Raw genomic sequence first — 22831 nt, forward strand, 5'->3', positions numbered from 1 at the left:
CTGGGATGTCCGCCATCGCTATAGGTCGACATCGGGATGTCGGCGCATTGTGCCAGCGATTGGCGTTTCGTGTGGCGCGGCAGGCTCAGCCGGATCGCCCGGGGCAATGAAAGCCCTGCAGCAGGGTTGTGGTCCACGGATTGGGCAAACCGCCCATACCAATGTCGAAACGGGCCTTGCGCCCGTCGAAATCAAACTCTGCGGTAATCTGGCTTGTGCCAGACGCGACCGATAATTTGGCCTGATCGATCAGCCGCATCAGCGCCCATGGGCCATTGGCGACCTTTGTCGAGGTATCGGGCCGCACACGCGGATTGGCCGTGATCTCTGCGCGCTGCCCGCCGCGCGATCCAGGCCAGGTGACGTTCATCGGCACTACCGGGCCATGCACATAGCGCTGGACCTGTCCGTCGATATCGAGTTGCAGCGAGACGATTTCGGGATCGACTTCCATGATCTTCATGTCGACCTTCCACGCCAGCTTCTTGCCGCTCGGATCGCGAAAGAACACATTGCGAATCTCCTTGGCGTGCTGAAACGGCACCAGGCTGGGGCCAGCGACGGGCGGCACGTCGGGTGCGGTGAGCTTGTAGCGCCAGGGCGAGGTCGTCGTGTCGACATGGGGAGCAAGCACCTGCTGGAAAAAGTCGTCCAGCACGCCACCGCTGGCGAAGATGCGCACGAAATCGTCTGCGTCGACATCCTCGGCGGCGGTGGGCATGAACGGATACTTGCCTTCGATCGCGCGCCGGCATTGCTCGCCGATCACGGCGTCCATCTTGGCGACGAGGATTTCGCCCACGCCCTGATTGACATCGCGCGTGCCTTGAACCACCAGATCGGCCAGCACGGCATTGAACGGCGCCGGCAGCTTTGCGGCTTCCATGCGCAATTGATCTCCCGCATCGGCCGGCGGCGGCATATTGCGCGTGTTCAGCGCATTGTTGGCCACCACCAGCGTGGTGTAGTAGGCGTTGACCAAGCCGGAGATGGCATCGAGACGCGGTTTGCCCGACGTGGACGACGTATTGCCGGCGCGTGGATCGGCCTGCCCGGACACCACTTCGCGCAGCGCCGCGAAACGACTGTCCACCAGATCCCATTCCTGACGCGATTCGGCACGCGCCTTCAACACCCCATCTTTGATACCGAGTTTCTTCTCCGCCTGCCCAGCGGCGTCCGACAGCAGCTTGTCCTGCATCTCCATCGGCCGGCTGAGCGTCGTCTCGCGCACCGCGGCCCGCCCCAGCCGCGCCAACGGCGAATCGGGCGCGGCAAACTGGCGCAGGACGTCCAGATCGAACGCTAGATTGTTGCCTGTCAGGGTACGGATATCGGCAAGAAAGACCGTCCAGCGCCGGGCGTATTCCGCCAGGTAAAGCCGGCGGATTTCGCGCGTGAACGGATCCACGCCGCTCACCTTGCCCACCGCGCCCGCCACGGTCCCGGACAGGGATTTGCGCTGGCGGTCGCCCATCACCCACGAGTCGGCCACCTGGGCCTTGCTGACGAACTCGGCCAGCCGCGCGTTGAATACGTCGTGGTATCCGTCATAGGTGAAGAGACCTGGAACGCCCCGCTCCACCGGCTCGCCACCAGCGCGTGTAAACACCGTGCCTGCCTGCGGACCGACCGCGCGCAGCAATGTGAAGTCCTGCGGCGCGTCCTGGGCCATGGCGGTCTTGGCCTGCTCGTAGAGCCGCTCCACCGATGTGCTGTCGTCCAGAAAATCGCGCGCTGACTGCACCAGTGTTTCATTGCGCGCATACGGCGATTGCACCACGCGACTGCCATCGAGCAAGCGGTTCAGATGTTCGAGCGCCGCGATGCGGCCGCCGAAATCGTCGGCGGCGTTCCCGGTGCTCCAGTCGGCCTGGACCCACTCGCGCACCTCCGCGGCGTTGAACTTTTCCGCCTCATGCAGCATCAGGTAGATGCGCAACGTCTCGTATGTCGCGCGACTGTCCTGCGCGGCGATGGCTGCGGTCAGGGCCGCTTCCACGCGATGCACCAGATACGGGACCAGCAGGTTGTCCTGTAGCGCCGCATGGGTCTTGGTTGTCGCGCTCAGGATGCGCGGCGCCGTGTAGAGTCCGTAGCGCCACGCCAGCGCCGGCGACGCGGAGTCGAGTCCCGGATATGCGGCAATATCGTTGGCACCGTCCAGCAGTTCCGGCACGGCCGCAGTCTGCGATTGCTTGTAGAAAGCGACAACCCTCTGCGAGACTTCCTGGGCTTTCGCCGTCACCTGATTCAGGTACTGGCCATTGTTCTGGTGGCTTTCACGCAGGCCGAACATCATCCATACGAACAGCGCCAGGCAGACCGTGTGGCAGAGCACACGAAACAGGCGGAAGCGAAATGCCCAGCGCAGGTTTGGGCGGACCAGATACGCCTCCGGCACGATGATGCGCTGAATCACCTCTTGCAGGAAGAAGCTGCGATACCCGCTTGCATGGGTTTTTTCGACGCGCACGAGGTTGCGACCGCCGGGCTCGTCCGCGGCCGATGCCATGTGGGCGCCGCGCGATCGCTCCAGCGCGCGCATGACCGTATGCGGATTGCCGATGACCGTCTCGCCAGTCTGCAGCGCGCTGGTGAAATAGACGCCGCGCAGCATCGGACGATGCTCGGTATTGTCGTAGCGCGAATCGAGAAAGACATGCTCCAGCACGTTCAGCAACGGCACTGTCAGGCTTTGCATGTCCTCGCGCATGCCCTGCATATGACTGCAGGCGGTCTTGTCGAAGACCTCGTACTGCCTCAGGTTGAGCCCATCGCGCAGCCGGTTGATGAGGACGTCCAGTTCCGCGCCGCATTGTTCGATCAGGCTCGCAGCCTGCGCGGCGCGCTGTCCGCGACCCTCCTTCAGTGGCAACGTGAAGCCCCACGGTTGCGCACGACCCTCGCTGGACAACGTCTGGAAATACTCGGCAAAGCCCGCGATCTGATCGATCTTCGTGACCACCACATAGATCGGAAACTGCACGCCCAGATCCTGGCGCAATTCGATCAGCCTGGCGCGTAGTGAGGCCGCCAGCACGCGAAGCGCATCGGGTGACTTGGTCAGCAGATCGGGACAACTGATAAACAGCATCGCGCCATTGACCGGCGTACGCGGCCGCGCTTTTCGCAGCAGGCCCAGCAGGGTCTTCCACTCCGCACGGTCCGCCTGTGCATTCTGTTCCTGATCCGTATAGCGCCCAGCGGTGTCGATCAGCACCGCTTCGTTGGTCATCCACCATTGCACGTTTTCGGTGGCGACCTGTGCTTTCGCAATGCCTGCCATTTGCTCGGCGATCGGAAATTCCAGACCGGCGTTGAGCAGCGCCGCAGTTTTGCCGGCGTGCGCCGGTCCTATCAACAGATACCAGGGCAACCTGTACAGATAACCTTTGCCTTCGACCAGGCGCCGGATGCCGCCGGTCTTGCGCATCCCCTTCAACTGGCGCAATGCCGTCTGCATGAGATTCGTCAGCAACGCCACGGCGTTGTGCGTCGACGCGGCGTCCGCGGATTCCACATCGTCATCGAGCTTCAGTATTTTTCTGGCAAATGCCTTGTCCGCCACGAGCCGCTTCCACAGGCCGTAAAACATCAATGCGAACGATACGACGACGACGATGACGATCGTCACGATGCGAGTGGACTGCGGCACCAGCGGTCTGAATTGCCCCAGCGCCAGCATCGGTCCCGCGTGCCAGATCAGCAAGCAAAACGCGACGCTCGCGATCGGCCATAGTGGCAGCCTGAACCACCACAGCATCACGAGCGCTGCCAGCAGGGCGACCAGTGTCAGACGTATGCCGACTCCTGCCAAGGGCTGCCAGTCATCGAACGCCAGCAACGGGCCGATGAACCATACTGCGACCGCAATCAGCACCGCCGTGCCCAGCGCGATCACACAAGGCCAGAAGGCGCGTGGCGCACTAATTTTCCGAAAAAACATGCGATGGTCCTTATGGCTGCGTCACGATGATTTCAACGCGGCGATTCTTTGCGCGCCCGGTCGCAGTCTTGTTGTCGGCAACCGGTTCGGTGTCGCCTTTGCCAACGGATTTGATCCGCCCCGTGGCAACGCCTTTGCTGACAAGGTATTCGCTCACGGTGAGCGCCCGCGCTTCCGACAGTGCCTGATTGGAAGGGAAACGTGCGGTACGGATGGGGAGGTTGTCACTGTGGCCAACCACGGTCACGTTGCCGGGAATCTGGGCCAGTTCCGCGGATACCTTGTCGAGCAGCGGCAGGATGGATGCCTGCACATCACTGCGGCCACCTCCAAACATGTCATCGCCGCGAAAGGTGACGACGCTGCGCGTGGCGTCTTCCTGCACGCTGACAGCGCCGCGCTCGATATCGCCTTTGAGCCGCTCCTTGAGTCCGAACACCTTCGACGGCTCCGGCGGCCGCAGCTTGCCGATGGCCAGGATCTGCTGCTCCGCCGCCTCGGTTTGCAGCAGCAGGTGGTATTTGTACCAGGACAGCATGCCAAGCACGACGATGCCGAGCAACGACGCGGTCAACCAGATCGGCACCGTACGGAACACGCCCAACGGCTTGGCCGGCACGCCGCGCCAATGTGGCGACAGCTCGCGTGGAAGCTCGCCGCGCTTGGCGGAGACCAGCCCTAGCAGACGCTGGCGAATGGCGTCGATCTGCCGATGTCCATCGGGAACACCGGCGTAACGCCCCACGAAACCCAGCGACAGAACCTGATAAAACACCTCGATCAGGTCGAGGTGTTCGTCAGACTCGCTAAGCAGCTTGGCAAGCAGCTGGAAGCAACGTGTGCCGCCGGCCGTGTCCTGATGAATGCTGACCAACAGGCCGTGTTGCGGCCAGCCGCTCAGGCCCCAAGCCCTGGTATGCGCGGCTTCGTCGAGCGCGGTGCACAGCAGATAGCTCGTGGCAATGATGTGTTGACGGCGAATTGCCGCGCGCTCGCACAATTGCTGAAATTGCTCAAGTTCCAGAATCAGCAAATGGCGCAGTTCCATCGCCATGCCGGAGAACTGCGAGGCTCCCGCGGCGCTGCCGGTTTCGGACGTCATCCGCTGCGCACCCGGCAGGTGGTCCGGCATCTCGGCCAACGCGCGCAATAGCGGCTGCGCTGCCTCGAGCAGCGGATTTGGCGCGGCCAGAATGCGCGCCAGGGTCTGTTCGCGCGACTCCGCTGGACGCCAGTCCCATGGGCCGCGCTGCGGGCCTGTCGCGTCCGCTTCTCGCGCGCCCGCGCCGTCCCGCGCGGATGACTGAGACGGCTGTGCGCCTGAACTCGTTTCTATTCCCGCGATGCTTTGGCCGCTGTTGGCGCGGTTGGTCGATTCGCTCATCAGCTGCGCACTCCCCATAGATCGATGCGGAGTTCAGGAAAGCTACCAGCCACGTGAAGTGCGAGACCACCGAACTTTGTCACCTGTTCCCACAGCGGATGCGACTGGGAGATTTCGAAGTAGATGTGTCCCGCATTGAACGGAATCTGTCGCGGCGGCACCGGCAGCACTTGAAGCGGCACGCCAGGCAAATGCGAGCGAATCAGTTCGGCAAGGCGGCCCGACGGCCCAACCTTGGTTTGCGCGGGAAACTGCTGCGTCAGCACATCCGCAGGGATTTGCGCATGGACCGCCAGCACAAATGTGGAGAAACGCGGGATCTCGGCGGGATCGAGCACGGCGAGGTACAAGCCGTGTCGTTCGTCGCGCAGTTCGATGCGTTGCGCGCCACGTTCAAGCACCACATTCAGCAAATAGCGCAAATCATCGACAAGTGGCCGAATGCATGTGTGTGGCTCCGCGTGACGATACGGCGGATAGGCGGCGGGGCGCCGCGTATCCGTGCGCACGAAAGTGGAAAGCTCGCCAGCCAGCGCCGCGAAAGTCGTGTAAAGCGTTTCCGGCGACGCTGACCTGGCTTCGAGCAGGTGCTTGAGCACCGGCTCATGGCGATTGAGCAACTGCAGGATCAGATACTCGGAAATCTCCGCGGCATCGGCCCCGCGCGTGCCGCCAGCGAGGACACCTTCGGCCAGCGCATCGGCCCTTAGATGCAGCAGGCCGTGAACTTCGACGAGCCAGTTCAGCAGTTGATGACTTGCCGGAAAGACGTTGACCGGTGGGATCAGGGCGGTGTCGAGCCGCACACTGCCATCGGCCCGGATTTCCGTAATACGTGCCAACGGCAGCCCAATCCATGATTCAGTGAGTTCGTTTTCAGGAACAAGGCGCACACGGAGATCCGATAACTGCACCAGCTTCGGCCCTTGCGCGATCGAATTGGCATCGACAAGCTCCCGCTCGAACGCGTGGTAGCGAGCCAGGGAATCGCGTCGCTCGCCAAAGCTGGTTTCATCGGCATTCGGCATGCGAATCGGCACGGCAAAGTGAATGATCTGATTCAGATGCGTCGGCCCAATCGCCAATGGCGCTGGCGGCGTGGTCTGCCCTGGCACATCGAACGGCGTGCCATCCTGGAATACCCCCGCCGCCTCGGAAAGCACCAGCTTTCCCAGCGACAGCGCTTCGGTGTCGATGCTGTACTTGTGAAATCCCCAGAAAAATGGGCTCAACGACGCGGCACGCTTGTGCGCGTAGTGTTCGAGATAGCGCTCCTGCTGTTGAAACAGCTGCGGGCGCAGGAACAGACCTTCGCTCCAGACAACCTTGTTGTACCAGCTCATGACGTCAGTCGGGTTTTGAAATGGATATGGCCTGCTGGTCCAGGGTCACCTGCAGTTCGACTTCGCTTGCCGGGATTACCGATCGATACCAGGCAGATCTTGGGGCGCTGGGCAGCACGTGCACCGCGCGCCATTGCGCTTTGCCGAGGTCCCGATAGCCGACGAGAAATCCCAGTATGTGAGCGCCCTCTTGCAATTTGCGCTCGACATTGCGCGTCTCGCCCGGGCGCAGCACGAATTCGTCGCGCGCCAACAGGTCCTGCGCCAATGCCGTTGTGTCCGATTTGTCGAGAAGGAAATAATCGGCGTTGACAAAGGCGGCCTCGGTCTTGAGTTCGTAGACACGTACCAGCACCGGGGATGCACGCCCCTTTTCATCGGGATTGACATTCGCCTTCGCGGAAATGGAAAGATCGAGCTTCATGCGTTCCGTCTGCGCGGATGAGCTGGCGCAGCCGGCCAGCAGCGCAATACCCCAAAGCCCTGCCACAACCGCCGTCCGCCGCCGCAAAGGTTCGACGCCCACGGAATCAGCCCCCCACCGTAGCGGGCTGGCTACCGATGAGCTGACATCCGCATTCGGTGCGATGGCCCTCCAGTGCTACCGGCTTGCCGTCGACAAGACAGGTGTCGTCGCCTTCGCTGATGGCGTTGACGCCGTGCGGCTTGCCGCCCGGATCGACCATTGGGCAGGCCACGCGGTCGCCCTTGCGCGCTATCGGCCGGCCGTTCAATAAATGTTTGTCCGATCCCGAAATAACCTTGCCGCCGTGGGTGGTGCTGTCACCGACAGTGATCATTTTTTTGGACATATTCAGCGGTATCCTCGATCCGAGAAGCTTCCCTATCGCGAGAGATTCATATTCCTTGCATCCAGATATATTTATTAAACGTTTGCAACGAAGTTCTGCGCGGTAAATACAACATGGTGAAAACAGAATAAAATGGGTCGCCGGTGAAATTCCGGTGTTTGACTAAGTCATTTTTGGCAGCACCGACGACCAACACTTCGGAGTCTATCGACTCACTGCATCGTCGAATTATTTCTCTGCGTTTTTCTTGAAATCGTATTCCGCAGTGATTGTTGCGCCCTTGGCACCCTTGTCAGTCTGCGGGGTGTATTCCTGCTTGATCGATGCAAAGGCCAGATTGAACGATTCCGTCGGAAAGTCGGATCCGCCACCTTGCTGACTCACATGGGAGATGATCACTTCCGACATCGTAAGCTTCAGGTATGCAATACCGCCGCCGCCGGCCTTCCGGCATACCAGCTCCGCACTGCCGATGGCATCGCCTTTCGTACACAGATTCATCAGCGTGGCGGACGCGCTGTCGATACGGTGCACAATGTAAAGATCCGAAGCCGACGCCTTACCTGCGCCGCCACCGGTGCCTTCATGAATGTTGACGGGCTGACTGATGCTCCAGCCCCAACCGTCCACCTGAATATAGTCCTTGAATTCCTTGTCCTGGGATTCACCCTTGACGCCATCGATTTTCAAGAAGAAGTCTTGATTAGACATTTGACAAAATCCTTAATATTAGTAAGTTGGGATAGACCCGGTTAAACATCCCGAACGTGGCAACGAGATTCACAACAGTTGATCGTCACCACGCGGCTAGGGAAGTCTTTCATTCAACGAGTAGGACACCGTTTTAGGTCCACCGCGTCGAAAGATTCTTCCGGAACACCAGCCGCGGCACGGCTGGTGTCCGTTAACCTTCATGGCTTGATCAAGCCGCCTGCACCGCTGGCAATTGCGCCACCAGCCGCAACGACACGGTCAGGCCTTCCAGCTGGAAATGCGGACGCAGGAAGAAGCGCGCGTTGTAATAGCCAGGATTACCTTCCACGTCCTCGACAATGACCTCCGCCGCAGACAATGGGCGACGTGCCTTGGTCGACTGCGACGAATTGCGCGGATCGCCGTCCACGTAATCCATGATCCAGTTGTTCAGCCAGCGCTCCATGTCTTCGCGCTCCTTGAACGAACCGATCTTGTCCCGCACGATGCATTTCAGGTAATGCGCAAAGCGCGAGCACGCAAACATGTAGGGCAAGCGCGCCGACAGGTTGGCGTTGGCCGTTGCGTTCGCATCCGCGTATTCGGCTGGCCGCTGCAGCGACTGGGCGCCGATGAATGCGGCGTAGTCAGTGTTCTTGCGATGAATAAGAGGAATAAAGCCGTTCTTTGACAGCTCGGCTTCGCGCCGGTCCGAAATGGCGATTTCCGTCGGGCACTTCATGTCCACGCCGCCATCATCGGTCGGGAACGTGTGGGACGGCAGGTTCTCCACCACGCCGCCGCTTTCCACGCCGCGGATCAGAGAGCACCAGCCGTAGTTCTTGAATGAGCGGTTGATATTGACCGCCATCGCGTAGGCCGCGTTACCCCAAACATACTTGCCGTGATCCGTGCCATCCGTCTCCTCTTCGAAATTGAATTCGTCAACGGGATTGGAGCGAATACCGTAAGGAGCTCTGGCAAGCATGCGCGGCATTACCAGACCGATGTACCGCGCATCCTCGGAATCCCGCAGGCCGTTCCACGGTGCGTATTCGACGTTGCTGAAGATCTTGGTGATGTCACGCGGATTGGATAGTTCTTGCCACGACCCCATCTGCAGCACCGAAGGCGCGGCGCCGGAGATAAACGGCGCGTGGGCTGCCGCTGCGATCTTGGCGATCGAACCCAGCATTTCGACGTCCGGCGGCGTGTGGTCGAAGTGATAGTCCGCGACCAGGCAGCCGTAGGGTTCACCACCCATCTGACCATATTCCTCTTCATAAATGCGTTTGAAGAGCGGACTCTGATCCCATGCCGTGCCTTTGAACCGCCGCAACGTGCGGCGCAGTTCGTCTTTGGAGATATCCATGACACGGATTTGCAGCTGTTCGTCAGTCTCCGTGTTCGATACGAGATGGTGCAGACCGCGCCACGCCGATTCAAGTTTCTGGAAGTCGGGGTGATGCAGGATCAGATTGATCTGCTGGGAGAGCTTCGCATCAATCGCCGCGATAAATGCTTCGATGCTTCGGTACGCATCGTCTCCGATCGTCAATGACGAAGCCAACGCCTGCTCGGCGAGCGTCTTGACTGCGAGATCGACCGCGTCGCGCGCCTGGTCGGTTTTCGGGGAAAACTCGCGATTGATCAGTGCTGCAAAGTCCGATTGCTCGAGCGTGGGGGCAGCAGATTGTTCTTGATTGGATACGGAAGACATAGAAATCTCGTGAGAAATATGGCGTCAGGAAGTTGGCACCGGATCAGGCTTCGGCGTCCTTGGTCTCGGTGGCCGGCTCGCTTGCGGGCTCGCTGGGCGATTCGGGTTTCGCCGAACTGGCCAGCGCCTTCATCAATGCCGGGTCTTTCAACAACTGATTGATCAACGACTCCGCCCCGGTCTTGCCATCCATATACGTCTGCAGGTTGGCAAGCTGCGTCCGGGCCTCGAGCAATTGCTTCAGTGCATCGATCTTCTTGGCGATGGCGGCGGGAGAAAAATCCTCCATGCTTTCGAACGTCATATCGACCATCAGTTGGCCTTCACCGGACAGCGTGTTCGCCACGGACATCGCAACGCGCGGCTTCATCGCCTTCATGCGGTCATCGAAGTTGTCGATGTCGAAGGGAAGGAACTTGCGATCGGCCACCGGCGGCAGTGGTTCAGTCGGCTTGCCGGAAAGGTCGGCCATCACGCCCATCACAAAGGGCAATTCGACACGCTTTTCCGAGCCGTACAACTCGACGTCATATTCGATCTGCACACGCGGCGATCGATTACGTGCGATAAATTTTTGGGAACTGTTTTGACCAGACATGGATATATCCTTTGAGATTGAAGAATTTGCCGCTCGGCGTCAGGCCTGCTCGGCAGCTGGAATAGCCTGCCCGGCAGACTGCGCTGTCCGGTACTCGGCGTCGTAAGTGAAATCGGTTGTGTCGCCATCGCCGCGACGGATGGCAATCGCAGTGAGGCCGCGCTTTTCAGCCAGCGCGGCAAGCCAGAGCCTGGCCAATTGGGGCTGGATCCTTTGTTCGATGAAACTGATCAGTTGCCGGACGCCGGTGTCTCCCAGCGTGCACCGGCGCGCGATGTCGGCGACGACGGCATCGTCGTAGGTCAGCGAGATGTCGTGGCGCTCGCGCATACGCGCCACCACGCGGTCCAGGTGCAGCCTGACGATGCGGCCCAGATGGTCGGCGCCGAGCGGGAGGTACGGCACCACCACCAGCCTGCCGAGAAACGCGGCCGGAAACACTTCGCGCAGCGCGGGCGTCAGTGCCTCGCGCAATGCGTCAGGCGTGGGATAACCCGCAGGGTCCCCGCCAGCGTCGTCAACACAGCGCTCCAGCAAGGCAGATCCGACGTTGCTTGTCAGCAGCAGAATGGTGTTCCTGAAATCGATGCGGCGCCCTTCTCCGTCCTCCATGTATCCCTTGTCGAATACCTGATAGAAGACCTCATGCACATCGGGATGCGCCTTCTCGACCTCGTCCAGCAGCACGACGCTGTAAGGACGCCTGCGGACCGCCTCGGTCAGCACGCCGCCTTCGCCATAACCGACATACCCGGGCGGCGCGCCCTTGAGCGTCGACACCGTATGCGGTTCCTGGAATTCGGAAAGATTGATGGTGATGACGTTTTGCTCGCCGCCGTAAAGCGCATCGGCCAGCGCAAGCGCGGTTTCGGTCTTGCCCACGCCGGACGGCCCCACGAGCAGGAACACGCCGACCGGCTTGCCAGGGTCCGCCAACTGCGCGCGTGATGTCTGGATACGCTCGGCCAGTGCGGTCAGCGCGGTGGTCTGTCCGATCACGCGCTCGCCAAGAATCAGCGGCAGCGCCATGACCGTCGCCACTTCGTCCGCCACCATGCGCGTGACCGGAATTCCGGTCCAGTCGGCGACGATCGCGGCGACCACCGGTTCTCCGACTTCCGTGTGCACCAGCGGCGCGTCGCCCTGCACTCCGCTTAACTGGTCTTCCAGTTGCACGAGCTCGTACGTGAGCGACTGCCTGCGATCGCTATCGTCTGTAGCGGCAATCGCCGCGCGCAGTTCGACGATCCGCTTTGCGAACTCGCGTTCCTGTTGCCAGCGCGCCTCGGCCACCGAAAGCTCGGCCTTGATTTCGTCGACCGCGTGTTCAATCTCCGCCAGTCGCGGCCCGTGTACCTTTCCGAACGTCGCTTCCTTCGTCAGTAACCCGGCCTCTGCCTGCGCGGCATCCAGACGCTGGCGCAGACTCGCCACACAGGCAGGCGTAGCATGCAGCGACAGCGCAACTCGCGCGCACGCGGTATCGAGCAAACTGATGGCTTTGTCCGGCAATTGCCGCGAAGGGATGTAGCGGTGCGAGAGTCGGACGGCGGCACGAACGGCTTCGTCGCGTATTTGGATCTTGTGATGCGCTTCGAACGTCGGGACCAGCCCGCGAACCATCGCCGTAGCGTTGGCTTCCTCAGGCTCCATCACCTGAAGGACCTGGAAGCGCCGGGTCAGCGCCGGATCTTTTTCGATATGACGCTTGTATTCGCTCCAGGTGGTGGCGCCGATGGTGCGCAACGCACCGCGCGCCAGCGCAGGCTTGAGCAGGTTGGCGGCATCGCCGGTGCCGGCTTGTCCACCGGCGCCCACCAGCGTGTGTACTTCATCGACAAACAGGATGACCGGCGTGCTCGACGACGTCGCTTCCTCGAGCACGCCCTTGAGACGCGCTTCGAATTCGCCCTTCATGCTCGCACCGGCCAGTAGCGCACCGACGTCCAGGCTCAGCAGACGCACATTTTCCAGACTCTCCGGCACCTGTCGGGCCGCGATCGCCTGCGCCAGTCCTTCGATGACGGCGGTTTTGCCGACGCCGGCTTCGCCGGTCAGCAGCGGATTGTTCTGGCGGCGCCGCAGCAGGATATCGGTCATCGTCCGGACCTCGTGCTCGCGCCCGATAACGGGATCGAGCTGTCCAGCACGCGCCGCCTCGGTCAGATCCCGGCAGTACTGGCCGAGCGCGCCCTTGCGCGAGGGCCCGGCCGATAGCGCCTGACTTGCCTCTCCTGGTATCGACGCAGCCAGGCCGCTGCCATCGAAGGCGGCCTCATGCCGTTCCGGAGACTGCGCAACCCATGCCGGGACATTGGCGACAATCTGTTCAGTGTCGATTTTTCCGAAGTGGTTCGAGATGGCCAGCAATGTGCGACGCAGTTCGGGCGTTTTCAACATTGCTGTCAACAGGTATGCACCGCGTATCCGGTCATCGGCAAAAGCAAGGGTGGCGTACACCCAAGCGCGCTCGATGGCTAACTCGATCTGAAATGAGAAATCGCTGATGGAGGTGGCGCCAGTGGGCAGCGCGGCCAGCGCGCGCGCCAAATCAGCCTCGATGTGCTGCGCATCGACGCCGGTGTGGTGCAGCACCCGCTGGATGTCGCCATCGGGCGTCTGCATCAGTTGATGCAGCCAATGCGCAAGCTCGACATAGGGATTGCCACGCAGCTTGCAAAATGCGGTGGCGCTCTCGATCGCCTTGAACAGCGTCGGATTTAGCCTGCCAAACAGTGTTTGACGCGAGATATCCATTTCAGTCCCATATAAATCAGTAAATGAACCTTTATATGAATTTCTTCCTAAAATAAAAGTCCATCCGCCTATTTTTTTAGACTATTTGAAGTGGAGCAACCAAGCACTGATCAAGATCACTAACCTCTTAACCGCGTCACAAGGATATGCAAAATTCGACAACAACCCACCTTCATTCTCATCGCACGAGGATCTGGAAACGGAATCGGAAAGATCGGATTCCTACCAGGCTGGCACCGCGCACCGGATAGAAACATATGTTTTATTTTCTGTAACTCACATTCCAGCTAAATTTGGATTACAGAATTTTCATTACACTTAATTTTTTAAATTTTTTTTTATTTTGTAGCCCGACTGCAATGGAATATCATCGCAACGGAATCAACCCCCGCTACGGACACTCCATGAACGACAGGGCCGCTATCCCATCCGAATTGGACATCTTCGGCAACGACGATTGGCGCGCCACGCCATCCGCCGCTGTCATGCAGGAAGTGAGGCCCGATCTGTTTTCAGTCCTGCCGCCCCAGATTGGGCAGCAGACGCTGGCTGGTTCGGCGGGCCATGACGAAAGGGAGACACAGGACGATCTGATTCGCACGCTGACATACGAGAGCGCATTTGTGATCGAAGCTCCTGCGCCTGCAGTCACTGCGCCAACTGTGGAAAGAGATGTGTGCAGTCCGCCGCCTATCCAGCGGGACGCGGAGGCGTCGGGGGCAGGGTCTTGCCGGCCGCACCTGGATGCAGCAGACCCGGGCTCCCACGAAGTCGACACATGGCACCCGGCACCGCACGGCGAGGTCGTTGTCTCGATTGAACGCGCGGCCTCGGTTGCAAAACTTTTCGGTCCGCTCGACGACCAGGAGCTCGCGCCGCTTGCCGCAACTCTCCCGCCGACAGATGTGCTGGCACTGTTCACCACGCATCGCGCGGAACCACCGAAGCGCCAGATAATGTCTGCCCTGACACGACGCGAGCATCATCTCGTTGCGATGGACAGCGCATACATTCCCGCGCAAATCTCCGTCGTGACATGAAGCGCAAAGATCCGCCGCGGCGACCCAACAGTCAGCTGCTACCTACCTTGTTCGATCGGCTGCGCGACGATGCGCCGCATCAGCAAGCCGAAAATGCCGACGCTTACACCGTCACGCGCTCCCAGATGAGCGAGATCGTTCGCCGCGATTTGGCACATCTGCTCAATACGACTAACCGAGAAGACGAAATCGATCGGGAACGACACGCCTATGCCGCCAGGTCCACTGTGAACTATGGCGTGCCGCCGCTGGCGGGCACCCATGCCGCCGATCGCGACTGGCCGGAAATTCTCGGGATGATCCGCCGCGCAATCGAGGACTTCGAGCCAAGGCTGATTCCCGGCGATCTCGTCGTCCGATTGCTGGACAAAAAACCTACTGAGCACGAATACAACGTGCTGCGATTCGAGATACGAGGCAGAGTGCACATGAATCCGTATCCGATGGCGTTTACGGCGCAGAGCTCGCTCGATCTGGAAACCCGGTCGATCAGCATCAAGTCGTTCCAGGCAAGCTGACGCCGTGGACCCGAAGCTCCTTGAGTACTACAACCGGGAACTTGCCTATCTTCGTGAACTGGGCGGGGAATTTGCCGCCAAGCATCCGAAGATTGCGCGGCGGCTTGGCATGCACGGCATCGAAGTGGCCGATCCCTACGTGGAACGCCTGATCGAGGCGTTCTGCTATCTGTCGGCGCGCACGCAAATCAAGCTCGATGCCGAGTTTCCGCGCTTCACTCAGCGCCTGCTGGAAGTCATTTATCCCAATTACGTTTCGCCCACGCCTTCGATCAGCGTCGTGCGCTTCCATCCCAGCGAGCTGCAAGGCGATTTCGTGCGCGGCGTATGCGTGCCGCGTGACACCGCTTTGAAAGCCGCGATCCCGCCGGGCGAGACGACAGCCTGTGAGTTCCGCACGACGCAGCCAGTGATGCTCTGGCCGTTTGACATCGTGGAGGCGCGTCTTACGGCAGTCCCGCCCGATATTCCCGGACTGGAACGCCGCGTGCCCGCGCATGTGTCGGTGCAGGGCGCGCTGCGGATCCGCCTGCGCATCACGCGAGACGTCACCTTCGCGCAGCTACCGCCTATCGAGCACCTCACCTTTTACCTGAGTGGCGAAGAACAGATCGCCAGCCATCTGTTCGAGCTTGTCCATAGCGCGGGCGTGGGGGCGCTGGTGGGCCGGCCCAATGCCATGGCGAATGCCGCCACGGTGACGGATGGCGAGCCCGTATCGCTGGCCGGATTCGATCCGTCCGAGGCCGCGCTACCGCTTGCGTGGAACAAGTTCCACGGCCACAACCTCGTCCAGGAATACTTCGCCTGTCCGCAGCGCTTCTACTTCTTCCGGTTGAATGGACTGGCGCCGGGTCTGGCCGCGATCGATGGGCGCGAAGCCGAGATCGTCGTATTGCTTTCCAAGAGCACCACTCACCTCGCCGCCCATGTCGATGCGGGACAGTTCGCGTTGTTCTGCACGCCCGTTATCAACCTGTTCCCCAAACGTTCCGACCGCATCGAAGTCAATCATCGGCACACGGAATTCCATCTGGTTGTGGAGCGCGCGCATCCGCTGGATTACGAAGTCCACTCGGTGCAGAAGCTTGGCGGGCAACAAGCCGAGCGCAGCGACATGATCGAATTCCGTCCGCTGTTTTCCGCCCTTAACGGCGACACGGGCGGGAGCGGCCGGTATTTTTCGGTCCGGCGCGAAAAGCGGCTGGTATCGACGCAATTGCGCAAGTACGGAAGCCGCACGGAATACATCGGCACGGAAGTGTTCCTGTCCCTGGTCGATCAAAACGAGGCGCCCTATCCAGACGCACTGCGTCATCTTTCCGTCGATGCGATGGTGACCAATCGCGATCTCGCAACGCTGGTGCCGCGCAACGGCGTGAACGATTTGCGTGCGCCCGATTCCGTGCCGGTGGCCGGCGTCGGGTTGATCCGGCCGCCTTCGACGCCGCGCCCTCCCTTTGCCGAAGGCGAACTCGCATGGAGACTGATCCGTCAGCTCAGCTTCAACTACCTCTCGCTGACCGATCTCGATCATCGCGAAGGCGGCCAAGGACTGCGCAACATCCTGAACCTGCTGATGCCGGTCGACGATATGGTGCATCAGCGACAAATCCAGGGCCTGATCGGGTCCAGCGTGCGGCCGGTTATCCGGCGTTTGCCTGGAAACGGTCCGATCATCCACGGTCGCGGTATCCAATGCCAGCTCACCATCGACGAAACAGGATTTTCCGGCGTCAGTCCTTTCCTGTTCGGCGTCGTACTCGAACATTTTCTGGCGCGACAGGTGTCGGTCAATTCCTTCACCGAAACTGAGATGGTCTCGATGCAACGCGGGCTGATCCATCGATGGCCGGCCCGCACCGGACGCCGTAGCGTGGTGTAGCCATGGATAACGCGGGGGAAATCGCCAGCAACGCGCCTTGGAAGATGAATTTCCTCGGCCTGCTGCGTCAATTGGGCGCCAGGCATCCTCATTTGCCGCAAATCGGCCATGCATCCCGGCCCCGCGAGGAACCGTTCCGGATTGGTCAGCGCGCCTCGCTGATATTCGCCCCGCGCGAAATCGCCGCCATCGATCGCACCGAAAAGGGCCTTCATATCGAACTTTTCGGACTTGGCATGCTGGGGCCGAATGGTCCGCTGCCGATTCACATGACCGAATGGGTCCGGGATAGGCTGGAAGGCCATCGAGACGCCACTGTCTCGGATTTCCTGAACATCTTTCACCATCGAGCGCTTACGCAGTTCTACCAGGCGTGGGCCACCGCCCAGGCCGCGGCGGGGCTCGATCGCGCCGATGAAGAAGTGTTCTCCCGCTATATCTGCTGGCTATCCGGCAATGATCCCGCAGAGATCCGGCATGGGAGATTGCCCGCGCACGCCATTCTGGCCGCCAGCGCTCATCATGTTCGTGAATCGCGGAATCCCGATGGCGTCGTGGCGACGCTATCGCACTTTTTCGGCGTGCGCGTGCGTCTGGAAGAATTTGTGATGCACTGGATCGTCGTCGACCCCGGCGAGTACACGCGGCTGGCCAGCCCGGGCTCGGCCAGCGTGATGGGGCATGGCGCCATGCTCGGCGAAATGGTGCCGGACCGACAGCACAGGTTCCGTCTGGAAATCGGCCCGCTCACGCTGCAGCAGTATCTGGACTTCACGCCAAACGGCCGCAATCTGCCGGTTCTGGTCGAATGGGTCCGCGCCTTCTTCGGCTACGAATTCTCGTGGGAAGTCGCGCTGCTGCTTTTACCCCAGGCGGCGCCCGCGGCCGCGCTCGGTGCGGCCGAGCAGCTTGGCTGGTCGACATGGCTGGGCACACCCGATACCGATACCGCCACCACCGGCATGGTGTTCGAGCCGGATCAATACGCAACCGGCTGACCCGCAACCTTCTCACCACCGATTCTTCATGACCGACAAGCTGAAGCCCGACGCTCCGGCACCTTCGCCGTTCGCCGAACTTTTCTCGCCAATATCGACCGATCTGCCGTGCGGCAGCGATCTGGAATACGACCCGGCGTTTCTTTTGTTGCTGGCGCGGCTGCAACCGCGCGATGCGGTGCAGTACGGCGATTTCACGTCAACGCCGGAGCCGCTGGGCTGGACCGAAATCGAACGCGACTGCCGCAGCCTGTTGACGCGCACGCGCGATATCCGTCTGCTGATCGTACTGATTCGGTGCCGGTGCCGCGCAGCCGGAGCGCAAGGCCTTTTCGACGGCCTGCGGATGCTGCACGGCATGTTGACGACATTTCCGGACGACATCCATCCGCAGCTCCAGATCGAAGGCGAGCACGACCCGGTCATGCGGGCCAACGCGATGGCGACGCTGACCGATCGCACCTGCCTGTTGTCCGATATTCGCGAGCTTACGTTGGGGGACAAGATACTGCGGCTCCAGATTCGCGAAATCGAGCGAGCGCTGACAGTGCCGCGCCCCGACGATGCCGCCACGCCCGAGGTCGTCCAGCAGCGGCTCGACACCCTGCGCCAAATCACGCCGGCACAGATGGCGGCCATCGACGGCGCATGGGCGCAAGCGACCGTGCTTCAGCGATGGTGTGAGCAGACCCTTCCGCGCGACGCGGTTGACCTTGGTCCGTTGATCCGGCTGCTGCAACTGGCAGCAAGGCCGGCGGCGCCCTTGCAAGCGGGGGAGTTCGCGGATGATGCGGGACCAACCACAGATGCGGCCATGGAGAATGCCGGAACGGAAGCGTCGGCAACCGATGCCAACGCTGCGGCTGTTTGCGGTGCGACGCGGGCGGCCGTAACATTGGCGCCGGTCACCCGACAGACCGTGTTGGGCGACATTCGTGCCGCGCGAAAGTGGTTCGAGGAAAACGAGCCGAGCAGTCCGGTTGCGCTGCTGCTGCGCCAGGCCGAACGTTTGACCGGCAAGCCATTCGCTGAGTTGTTTCAGGCAATTCCGAGCGATCTGGTCGAAAGCTGGTCGCGCGAGGCAAGCGAGGAGGAAGGCACGGAGGAATAGACGCGACAGATGCCAAAGCGCAGCGGGACCGCGCCAGCAAAATGCGTTGAATGTGCGCTGGATGCCGGACAAACGTGCGGCTGACGAGCCCGGCGTGAAGCAATCCGGATCCTCTCCCGCGCGGGCGGGAGAGGATCCGGGGGCGCAGAACTTTTCAGGCGTGAAGACGCCTGTCTTCAGAAACCCAGGCTTGCCAGCAGGTCATCCACCTGCGACTGGTCGGACACCACGTCCGCCTTGCCTTCCGGGTTGATCTGCGGACCGTTGAGCAGCGTATGCTGCGGCGTTTCCACACGGCGGTCTGCGGGCACGTTGTCGATCAGCACCTGCAGCAGTTCCTGCTCCAGCGTGCGGATCATATCCATCATCTTCTTGATGACCTGCCCGGTGAGATCCTGGAAGTCCTGCGCCATCATGATTTCCAGCAGATGGCTGCCAGTCGCCTTGGCCTTTTGCGGGACTTCCGTCAGGAACTCGCGCGTATCGAGCACGAGCGTGCGGGCGTCGCCCAGTTCCACCGGTTGGGCGAACCACTCATCCCACCGCTGGTCCAGCGCCGTTGCCTTGCGTTCCAGATCCTCCTGGAGCGGCTGTGCCAGTTCGACCGCGGTAAGCGTGCGTTCGGCGGCCTGCTCGGTCATGGCGGCGATGTAATTGAGCCGGTCGCGCGCATCGGGAATGGCCTGCGCGGCCTTCTCGATTTCCTTGTCGAGCCCCAGCTCCCGCATGTTATCGCGCAGCATCCGCGTCAGGTTGCCGATGCGATGAATGATCTGCTCGGCCGATTCTTGGCTGAAAGTCGGAGTCGTCGACATCTCGCGTACCTCTTCTTATTGACCCAGCTTCTCGAAGATCTTGGTGATCTTCTCGTCCAGCGTCGCGGCGGTGAATGGCTTGACCACGTAACCATTGGCGCCGGCCTGCGCCGCGGCAATGATGTTCTCCTTCTTGGCCTCGGCGGTCACCATCAGCACCGGCGTCTTGGCCAGTTCCGGAATGGCGCGGATCGACTGCAGCATGGTCAGGCCATCCATGTTCGGCATGTTCCAGTCGGATACGACGAACTGGAAGCTGCCATCCTTGACCTTCTCCAGACCGGCGGCGCCGTCCTCGGCTTCCTCGACGTTGGTGAAGCCCAGCTCCTTGAGCAGGTTACGAATGATCCGACGCATGGTCGGGAAGTCGTCGACCACGAGGATCTTGATGTTCTTGTCCACTATACGGCTCCAATACGGTTGTGGATGACGCTGGCCATCCAGGTTGTTGCTGATCTGACCTCTCGCGCGCGCACTTCGGCGTTACACGCGCTGCGCCCGCGCACCGAACGTCGCCAGATGCGTCATGACGCGCTGGCTCATCTGGTGCAGGGGCACCACTTCATGCACGCCGCCGGTGGCGATCGCCTCCTTCGGCATGCCAAACACGATGCAGGACTGTTCGTCCTGCGCCAGGTTGTACGCCCCGGCCTCACGCATGCGCAGCATGCCGCGCGCGCCGTCCTTGCCCATGCCGGTCAGGATGACGCCCGTCACGTTCTTCCCGCCGTGAATCGCGGCCGAATCGAACAGCACGTCGACCGAAGGCCGATGACGATTGACGGGCGCTTCCTGCGACAGGTGCGCCACGTAGTTCGCGCCACTGCGCGCCAGCAGCAGATGCGAATCGCCCGGCGCGATGTATGCGTAGCCGGGCAGCACCCGCTCGCCGTGTTCCGCTTCCTTCACCGTGATGCGGCAAAGTCCGTTCAGGCGTTGCGCGAACGATTTGGTGAAACCGGCCGGCATGTGCTGCACGATCATGACGGCCGGCGAATCCGGCGGCAGCGGCATCAGGAATTCCTTGATCGCCTCGGTGCCGCCCGTCGATGCCCCGACGATGATCAGCTTTTCCGTCGACAGCAATGGCGCGCGCAGGATCGGCACGGAGGACACCGTGCCGGCCGGCGCCGCATCGCGCGCCCGCACGCGTGCACGCGATGCGGCGCGCAGCTTGTCGGCGATCGTATCGGTGTATTCGATCAGTCCTTCGCGAATGCCGAGCTTCGGCTTGGTCACGAAGTCCACCGCGCCCAGTTCCAGCGCGCGCATCGTGATTTCGGATCCCCGCTCGGTCAGGGACGACACCATCAGCACCGGCATCGGCCGCAGCCGCATCAGGCGCTCCAGGAAATCGAGCCCGTCCATGCGGGGCATTTCCACGTCGAGCGTCAGCACATCGGGATTCAGGCGCTTGATCATGTCGCGCGCCACCAGCGGATCGGGGGCGGTGCCTACCACCTCCATGTCGGGCTGGCTGTTGATGATCTCAGTCATCAGGCTGCGGATCAGTGCGGAATCGTCCACGCACAACACCTTGATCTTCGCGGCGGTCATGTTTGTCTTTACGTCTTCAAGTTTTCAGGTCGGCACCTTGGCCGCTGCCTGCCGCGTGAACAATGCCACGGCGCCACGTGCGGGCGCTTTCGTGGAAGTGGAAAGGGCACGCGCCAGCGCGCGTTCGTCCCGTTCCACGCCTACCGTATCGTCCTGGCGTGTCAGCCGGCGCACCAGCGCCAGACCGGTACGCGGGAAATAGCTGACACGTCGCGCATGCGGACCACGCAGATCCTGTGCGGCCACGCGGATCTCTTCGGTGCCCAGATACTTCAGTACAAAATCGGCATTTCGGTCCCCAATATTGAGGGTCGTCATGTTTGCCAGCACTGCGCCGCCGCCAAAAACCTTCGCTTCCAGACGCTCGCGACGCGCACCCATCTTCAGCAGTTCATTGATGAGCACTTCCAGCGCATAGCACCCGTAGCGCATCGAAGCGGACAGCATGCGGTCGGCGCCCGCATTCTCGTCGTCGGGCAGCATGAAATGATTCATGCCGCCGACACCGGCCACCTCATCGCGAATGCATGCCGCCACGCAAGAACCGAGCACCGTGGTCAGCACCACGTCGTCGCCGGTAACGAAATACTCGTTGGGAAGCAGCTTGATGGCCTGCTTGTCGAACTCGCGATCGAAGTACTTGCGCGTGGCGATCGCTTCGGGCAAGTGGGGTGTGCCGCGCATCACGCACCTCCCTTGCCGGCCAGCTCGTACACAGTCTGTCCGCGCAGCTGGAAGGCGCGCGTGACATACGAGAAATTCTCGGAATGGCCCGCGAACAACAGCCCGTTCGGCTTGAGCAACGGCGCAAACCGCTCCAGGATGCGTCCCTGGGTCGGCTTGTCGAAATAGATCATCACGTTGCGGCAGAAGATCGCGTCGAACTTCTCGCGGATGCCCCAGTCGGGCGCCAACAGGTTCAGGGTCTCGAAGCTGATCGTCGCGGCCAGTTCCGGCTTGACCTTGACCGACCCCGCGCGCGCCCCGGTCCCTTTCAGGAAGAAGCGCTTGAGCCGTTCCTGCGACAGCCGCGACACCTGTTCGGCGCTGTAGACGCCGGCGCGGGCCTTGGCCAGCACCTGCGTGTCGATATCGGTGGCCAGCACCGTTGCCGCGCGCTCGCCCAGGGCCTCGGCCAGGGTGATGGCAATCGAATACGGCTCCTCGCCGGTCGACGCCGCCGCGCACCAGACGCTGTACGGACGCCCCACCTTCTTGGCGTGCTCGGCCAGCAACGGAAAGTGATGCGCCTCACGGAAGAACGAGGTGAGATTGGTGGTCAGCGCATTGGTGAAGTACTCCCACTCGTCGGAGTGGTCGTCGGCCTCGAGCAGCGACAGATACGTGCCGAAATCGCTGATTCCAAGCGCGCGCAGGCGTCGCGCAAGACGGCTGTAAACCATCTCGCGCTTGTGACTGCCCAGCGAAATCCCCGCGCGCTTGTGAATCAGCGCGCGGACCTTCTCGAAATCGCGCTCGGTCAGCAGGAAGTCACGCATGTCGTCGCGCAGCGGCGCCAACACGGGCGCGGCCTGGTTGGCGGCCGCGCCTGGCTTCCCGATCGCGCTGGAGGAAGAACGGAGCGGCGTCATGAGTGTGTTTCGTCAGTGTGCCGGCAAGCGGCGATAAGGCGTTGGGGCGGTCCGCACGC

General features: G+C 61.5%; 19 protein-coding genes. 5 read left to right on the forward strand and 14 right to left on the reverse strand.

The features are described from left to right. Positions 1–85: 85 nt before the first annotated feature. The 9 genes from tssM to tssH all read right to left on the reverse strand — a co-directional run bounded on the left by tssM (position 86) and on the right by tssH (position 13256). Entirely contained in the window at positions 86–3949 is a 3864-nt protein-coding gene (tssM, locus tag F7R19_RS26050; protein ID WP_150982496.1) for a type VI secretion system membrane subunit TssM, read from the reverse strand. 10 nt (positions 3950–3959) lie between these two features. Further along, positions 3960–5333 (reverse strand): type VI secretion system protein TssL, long form, encoded by a 1374-nt coding sequence (gene tssL / locus F7R19_RS26055; protein ID WP_150982497.1) that lies wholly within the window; start codon positions 5331–5333, stop codon positions 3960–3962. Continuing rightward, positions 5333–6676 carry a type VI secretion system baseplate subunit TssK gene (gene tssK / locus F7R19_RS26060; protein ID WP_061958695.1) on the reverse strand — a complete coding sequence of 448 codons (1344 nt, stop codon included), beginning with the start codon at positions 6674–6676 and terminating at the stop codon, positions 5333–5335. The genes tssL and tssK overlap by 1 nt, the downstream gene beginning before the upstream one ends. Positions 6677–6680: 4 nt before the next feature. Next, positions 6681–7202, reverse strand: a complete 522-nt coding sequence (gene tssJ / locus F7R19_RS26065; protein WP_150982498.1) for a type VI secretion system lipoprotein TssJ — start codon at positions 7200–7202, stop codon at positions 6681–6683. A 4-nt stretch (positions 7203–7206) separates the two neighbouring features. Further along, positions 7207–7488 (reverse strand): PAAR domain-containing protein, encoded by a 282-nt coding sequence (locus F7R19_RS26070; RefSeq protein WP_061958694.1) that lies wholly within the window; start codon positions 7486–7488, stop codon positions 7207–7209. Positions 7489–7716: 228 nt separating this feature from the next. Continuing rightward, positions 7717–8199: an Hcp family type VI secretion system effector gene (locus F7R19_RS26075; RefSeq protein ID WP_061958693.1), complete on the reverse strand. Its 483-nt coding sequence runs from the start codon at positions 8197–8199 to the stop codon at positions 7717–7719. Positions 8200–8410: 211 nt separating this feature from the next. Further along, entirely contained in the window at positions 8411–9901 is a 1491-nt protein-coding gene (gene tssC, locus F7R19_RS26080; RefSeq protein ID WP_061958692.1) for a type VI secretion system contractile sheath large subunit, read from the reverse strand. 43 nt (positions 9902–9944) lie between these two features. Then, positions 9945–10499: a type VI secretion system contractile sheath small subunit gene (gene tssB / locus F7R19_RS26085; RefSeq protein WP_061958691.1), complete on the reverse strand. Its 555-nt coding sequence runs from the start codon at positions 10497–10499 to the stop codon at positions 9945–9947. A gap of 39 nt (positions 10500–10538) precedes the next feature. Beyond that, complete coding sequence (tssH, locus tag F7R19_RS26090; RefSeq protein WP_150982499.1) at positions 10539–13256, reverse strand: type VI secretion system ATPase TssH; 2718 nt, start codon at positions 13254–13256, stop codon at positions 10539–10541. Between the two features lie 293 nt (positions 13257–13549). Here tssH and F7R19_RS26095 point away from each other — a divergent pair, with 293 nt between their 5' ends. The 5 genes from F7R19_RS26095 to tssA are packed head-to-tail and all read left to right on the forward strand — an operon-like array spanning position 13550 to position 18808. Beyond that, complete coding sequence (locus tag F7R19_RS26095; protein WP_150982500.1) at positions 13550–14296, forward strand: TagK domain-containing protein; 747 nt, start codon at positions 13550–13552, stop codon at positions 14294–14296. Then, positions 14293–14814: a type VI secretion system baseplate subunit TssE gene (gene tssE / locus F7R19_RS26100; RefSeq protein ID WP_150982501.1), complete on the forward strand. Its 522-nt coding sequence runs from the start codon at positions 14293–14295 to the stop codon at positions 14812–14814. Before F7R19_RS26095 ends, tssE begins: the two co-directional genes overlap by 4 nt. A 4-nt stretch (positions 14815–14818) precedes the next feature. Continuing rightward, complete coding sequence (tssF, locus tag F7R19_RS26105; RefSeq protein ID WP_150982502.1) at positions 14819–16699, forward strand: type VI secretion system baseplate subunit TssF; 1881 nt, start codon at positions 14819–14821, stop codon at positions 16697–16699. Positions 16700–16701: 2 nt separating this feature from the next. Next, the gene (gene tssG / locus F7R19_RS26110) at positions 16702–17697 is read left to right on the forward strand and encodes a type VI secretion system baseplate subunit TssG (RefSeq protein WP_084004144.1); all 996 of its coding nucleotides are present in this window, start codon (positions 16702–16704) and stop codon (positions 17695–17697) included. A gap of 28 nt (positions 17698–17725) precedes the next feature. After that, positions 17726–18808 carry a type VI secretion system protein TssA gene (gene tssA / locus F7R19_RS26115; protein ID WP_150982503.1) on the forward strand — a complete coding sequence of 361 codons (1083 nt, stop codon included), beginning with the start codon at positions 17726–17728 and terminating at the stop codon, positions 18806–18808. A gap of 176 nt (positions 18809–18984) precedes the next feature. Here tssA and cheZ read toward each other — a convergent pair whose 3' ends face one another. The 5 genes from cheZ to F7R19_RS26140 all read right to left on the reverse strand — a co-directional run bounded on the left by cheZ (position 18985) and on the right by F7R19_RS26140 (position 22772). Next, positions 18985–19623, reverse strand: a complete 639-nt coding sequence (gene cheZ, locus F7R19_RS26120; protein ID WP_150982504.1) for a protein phosphatase CheZ — start codon at positions 19621–19623, stop codon at positions 18985–18987. A gap of 15 nt (positions 19624–19638) precedes the next feature. Beyond that, positions 19639–20025, reverse strand: coding sequence for a chemotaxis response regulator CheY (cheY, locus tag F7R19_RS26125; RefSeq protein WP_200899064.1), 387 nt, complete (start codon positions 20023–20025; stop codon positions 19639–19641). An 81-nt stretch (positions 20026–20106) separates the two neighbouring features. After that, positions 20107–21180 carry a protein-glutamate methylesterase/protein-glutamine glutaminase gene (locus tag F7R19_RS26130; RefSeq protein WP_150982505.1) on the reverse strand — a complete coding sequence of 358 codons (1074 nt, stop codon included), beginning with the start codon at positions 21178–21180 and terminating at the stop codon, positions 20107–20109. Positions 21181–21204: 24 nt separating this feature from the next. Further along, positions 21205–21864 (reverse strand): chemoreceptor glutamine deamidase CheD, encoded by a 660-nt coding sequence (cheD, locus tag F7R19_RS26135; protein WP_061958682.1) that lies wholly within the window; start codon positions 21862–21864, stop codon positions 21205–21207. Beyond that, positions 21864–22772: a CheR family methyltransferase gene (locus F7R19_RS26140; RefSeq protein WP_061958681.1), complete on the reverse strand. Its 909-nt coding sequence runs from the start codon at positions 22770–22772 to the stop codon at positions 21864–21866. The genes cheD and F7R19_RS26140 overlap by 1 nt, the downstream gene beginning before the upstream one ends. Positions 22773–22831: the final 59 nt, after the last annotated feature.

Source organism: Cupriavidus pauculus (assembly GCF_008801835.1).
In the GTDB taxonomy this organism is placed as follows: Bacteria; Pseudomonadota; Gammaproteobacteria; order Burkholderiales; family Burkholderiaceae; genus Cupriavidus; species Cupriavidus pauculus.

Bases quoted from the DNA above. Each gene is read 5' to 3' on its own strand.
- F7R19_RS26130 (WP_150982505.1), bottom strand. From the start codon at position 21,180: ATGACCGCCGCGAAGATCAAGGTGTTGTGCGTGGACGATTCCGCACTG.
- tssK (WP_061958695.1), bottom strand. From the start codon at position 6,676: ATGAGCTGGTACAACAAGGTTGTCTGGAGCGAAGGTCTGTTCCTGCGC.
- tssM (WP_150982496.1), bottom strand. From the start codon at position 3,949: ATGTTTTTTCGGAAAATTAGTGCGCCACGCGCCTTCTGGCCTTGTGTG.
- tssH (WP_150982499.1), bottom strand. From the start codon at position 13,256: ATGGATATCTCGCGTCAAACACTGTTTGGCAGGCTAAATCCGACGCTG.
- tssB (WP_061958691.1), bottom strand. From the start codon at position 10,499: ATGTCTGGTCAAAACAGTTCCCAAAAATTTATCGCACGTAATCGATCG.
- tssE (WP_150982501.1), top strand. From the start codon at position 14,293: ATGAAGCGCAAAGATCCGCCGCGGCGACCCAACAGTCAGCTGCTACCT.
- tssC (WP_061958692.1), bottom strand. From the start codon at position 9,901: ATGTCTTCCGTATCCAATCAAGAACAATCTGCTGCCCCCACGCTCGAG.
- tssG (WP_084004144.1), top strand. From the start codon at position 16,702: ATGGATAACGCGGGGGAAATCGCCAGCAACGCGCCTTGGAAGATGAAT.
- cheZ (WP_150982504.1), bottom strand. From the start codon at position 19,623: ATGTCGACGACTCCGACTTTCAGCCAAGAATCGGCCGAGCAGATCATT.
- cheD (WP_061958682.1), bottom strand. From the start codon at position 21,864: ATGCGCGGCACACCCCACTTGCCCGAAGCGATCGCCACGCGCAAGTAC.
- tssA (WP_150982503.1), top strand. From the start codon at position 17,726: ATGACCGACAAGCTGAAGCCCGACGCTCCGGCACCTTCGCCGTTCGCC.
- tssL (WP_150982497.1), bottom strand. From the start codon at position 5,333: ATGAGCGAATCGACCAACCGCGCCAACAGCGGCCAAAGCATCGCGGGA.
- F7R19_RS26140 (WP_061958681.1), bottom strand. From the start codon at position 22,772: ATGACGCCGCTCCGTTCTTCCTCCAGCGCGATCGGGAAGCCAGGCGCG.
- F7R19_RS26075 (WP_061958693.1), bottom strand. From the start codon at position 8,199: ATGTCTAATCAAGACTTCTTCTTGAAAATCGATGGCGTCAAGGGTGAA.
- F7R19_RS26070 (WP_061958694.1), bottom strand. From the start codon at position 7,488: ATGTCCAAAAAAATGATCACTGTCGGTGACAGCACCACCCACGGCGGC.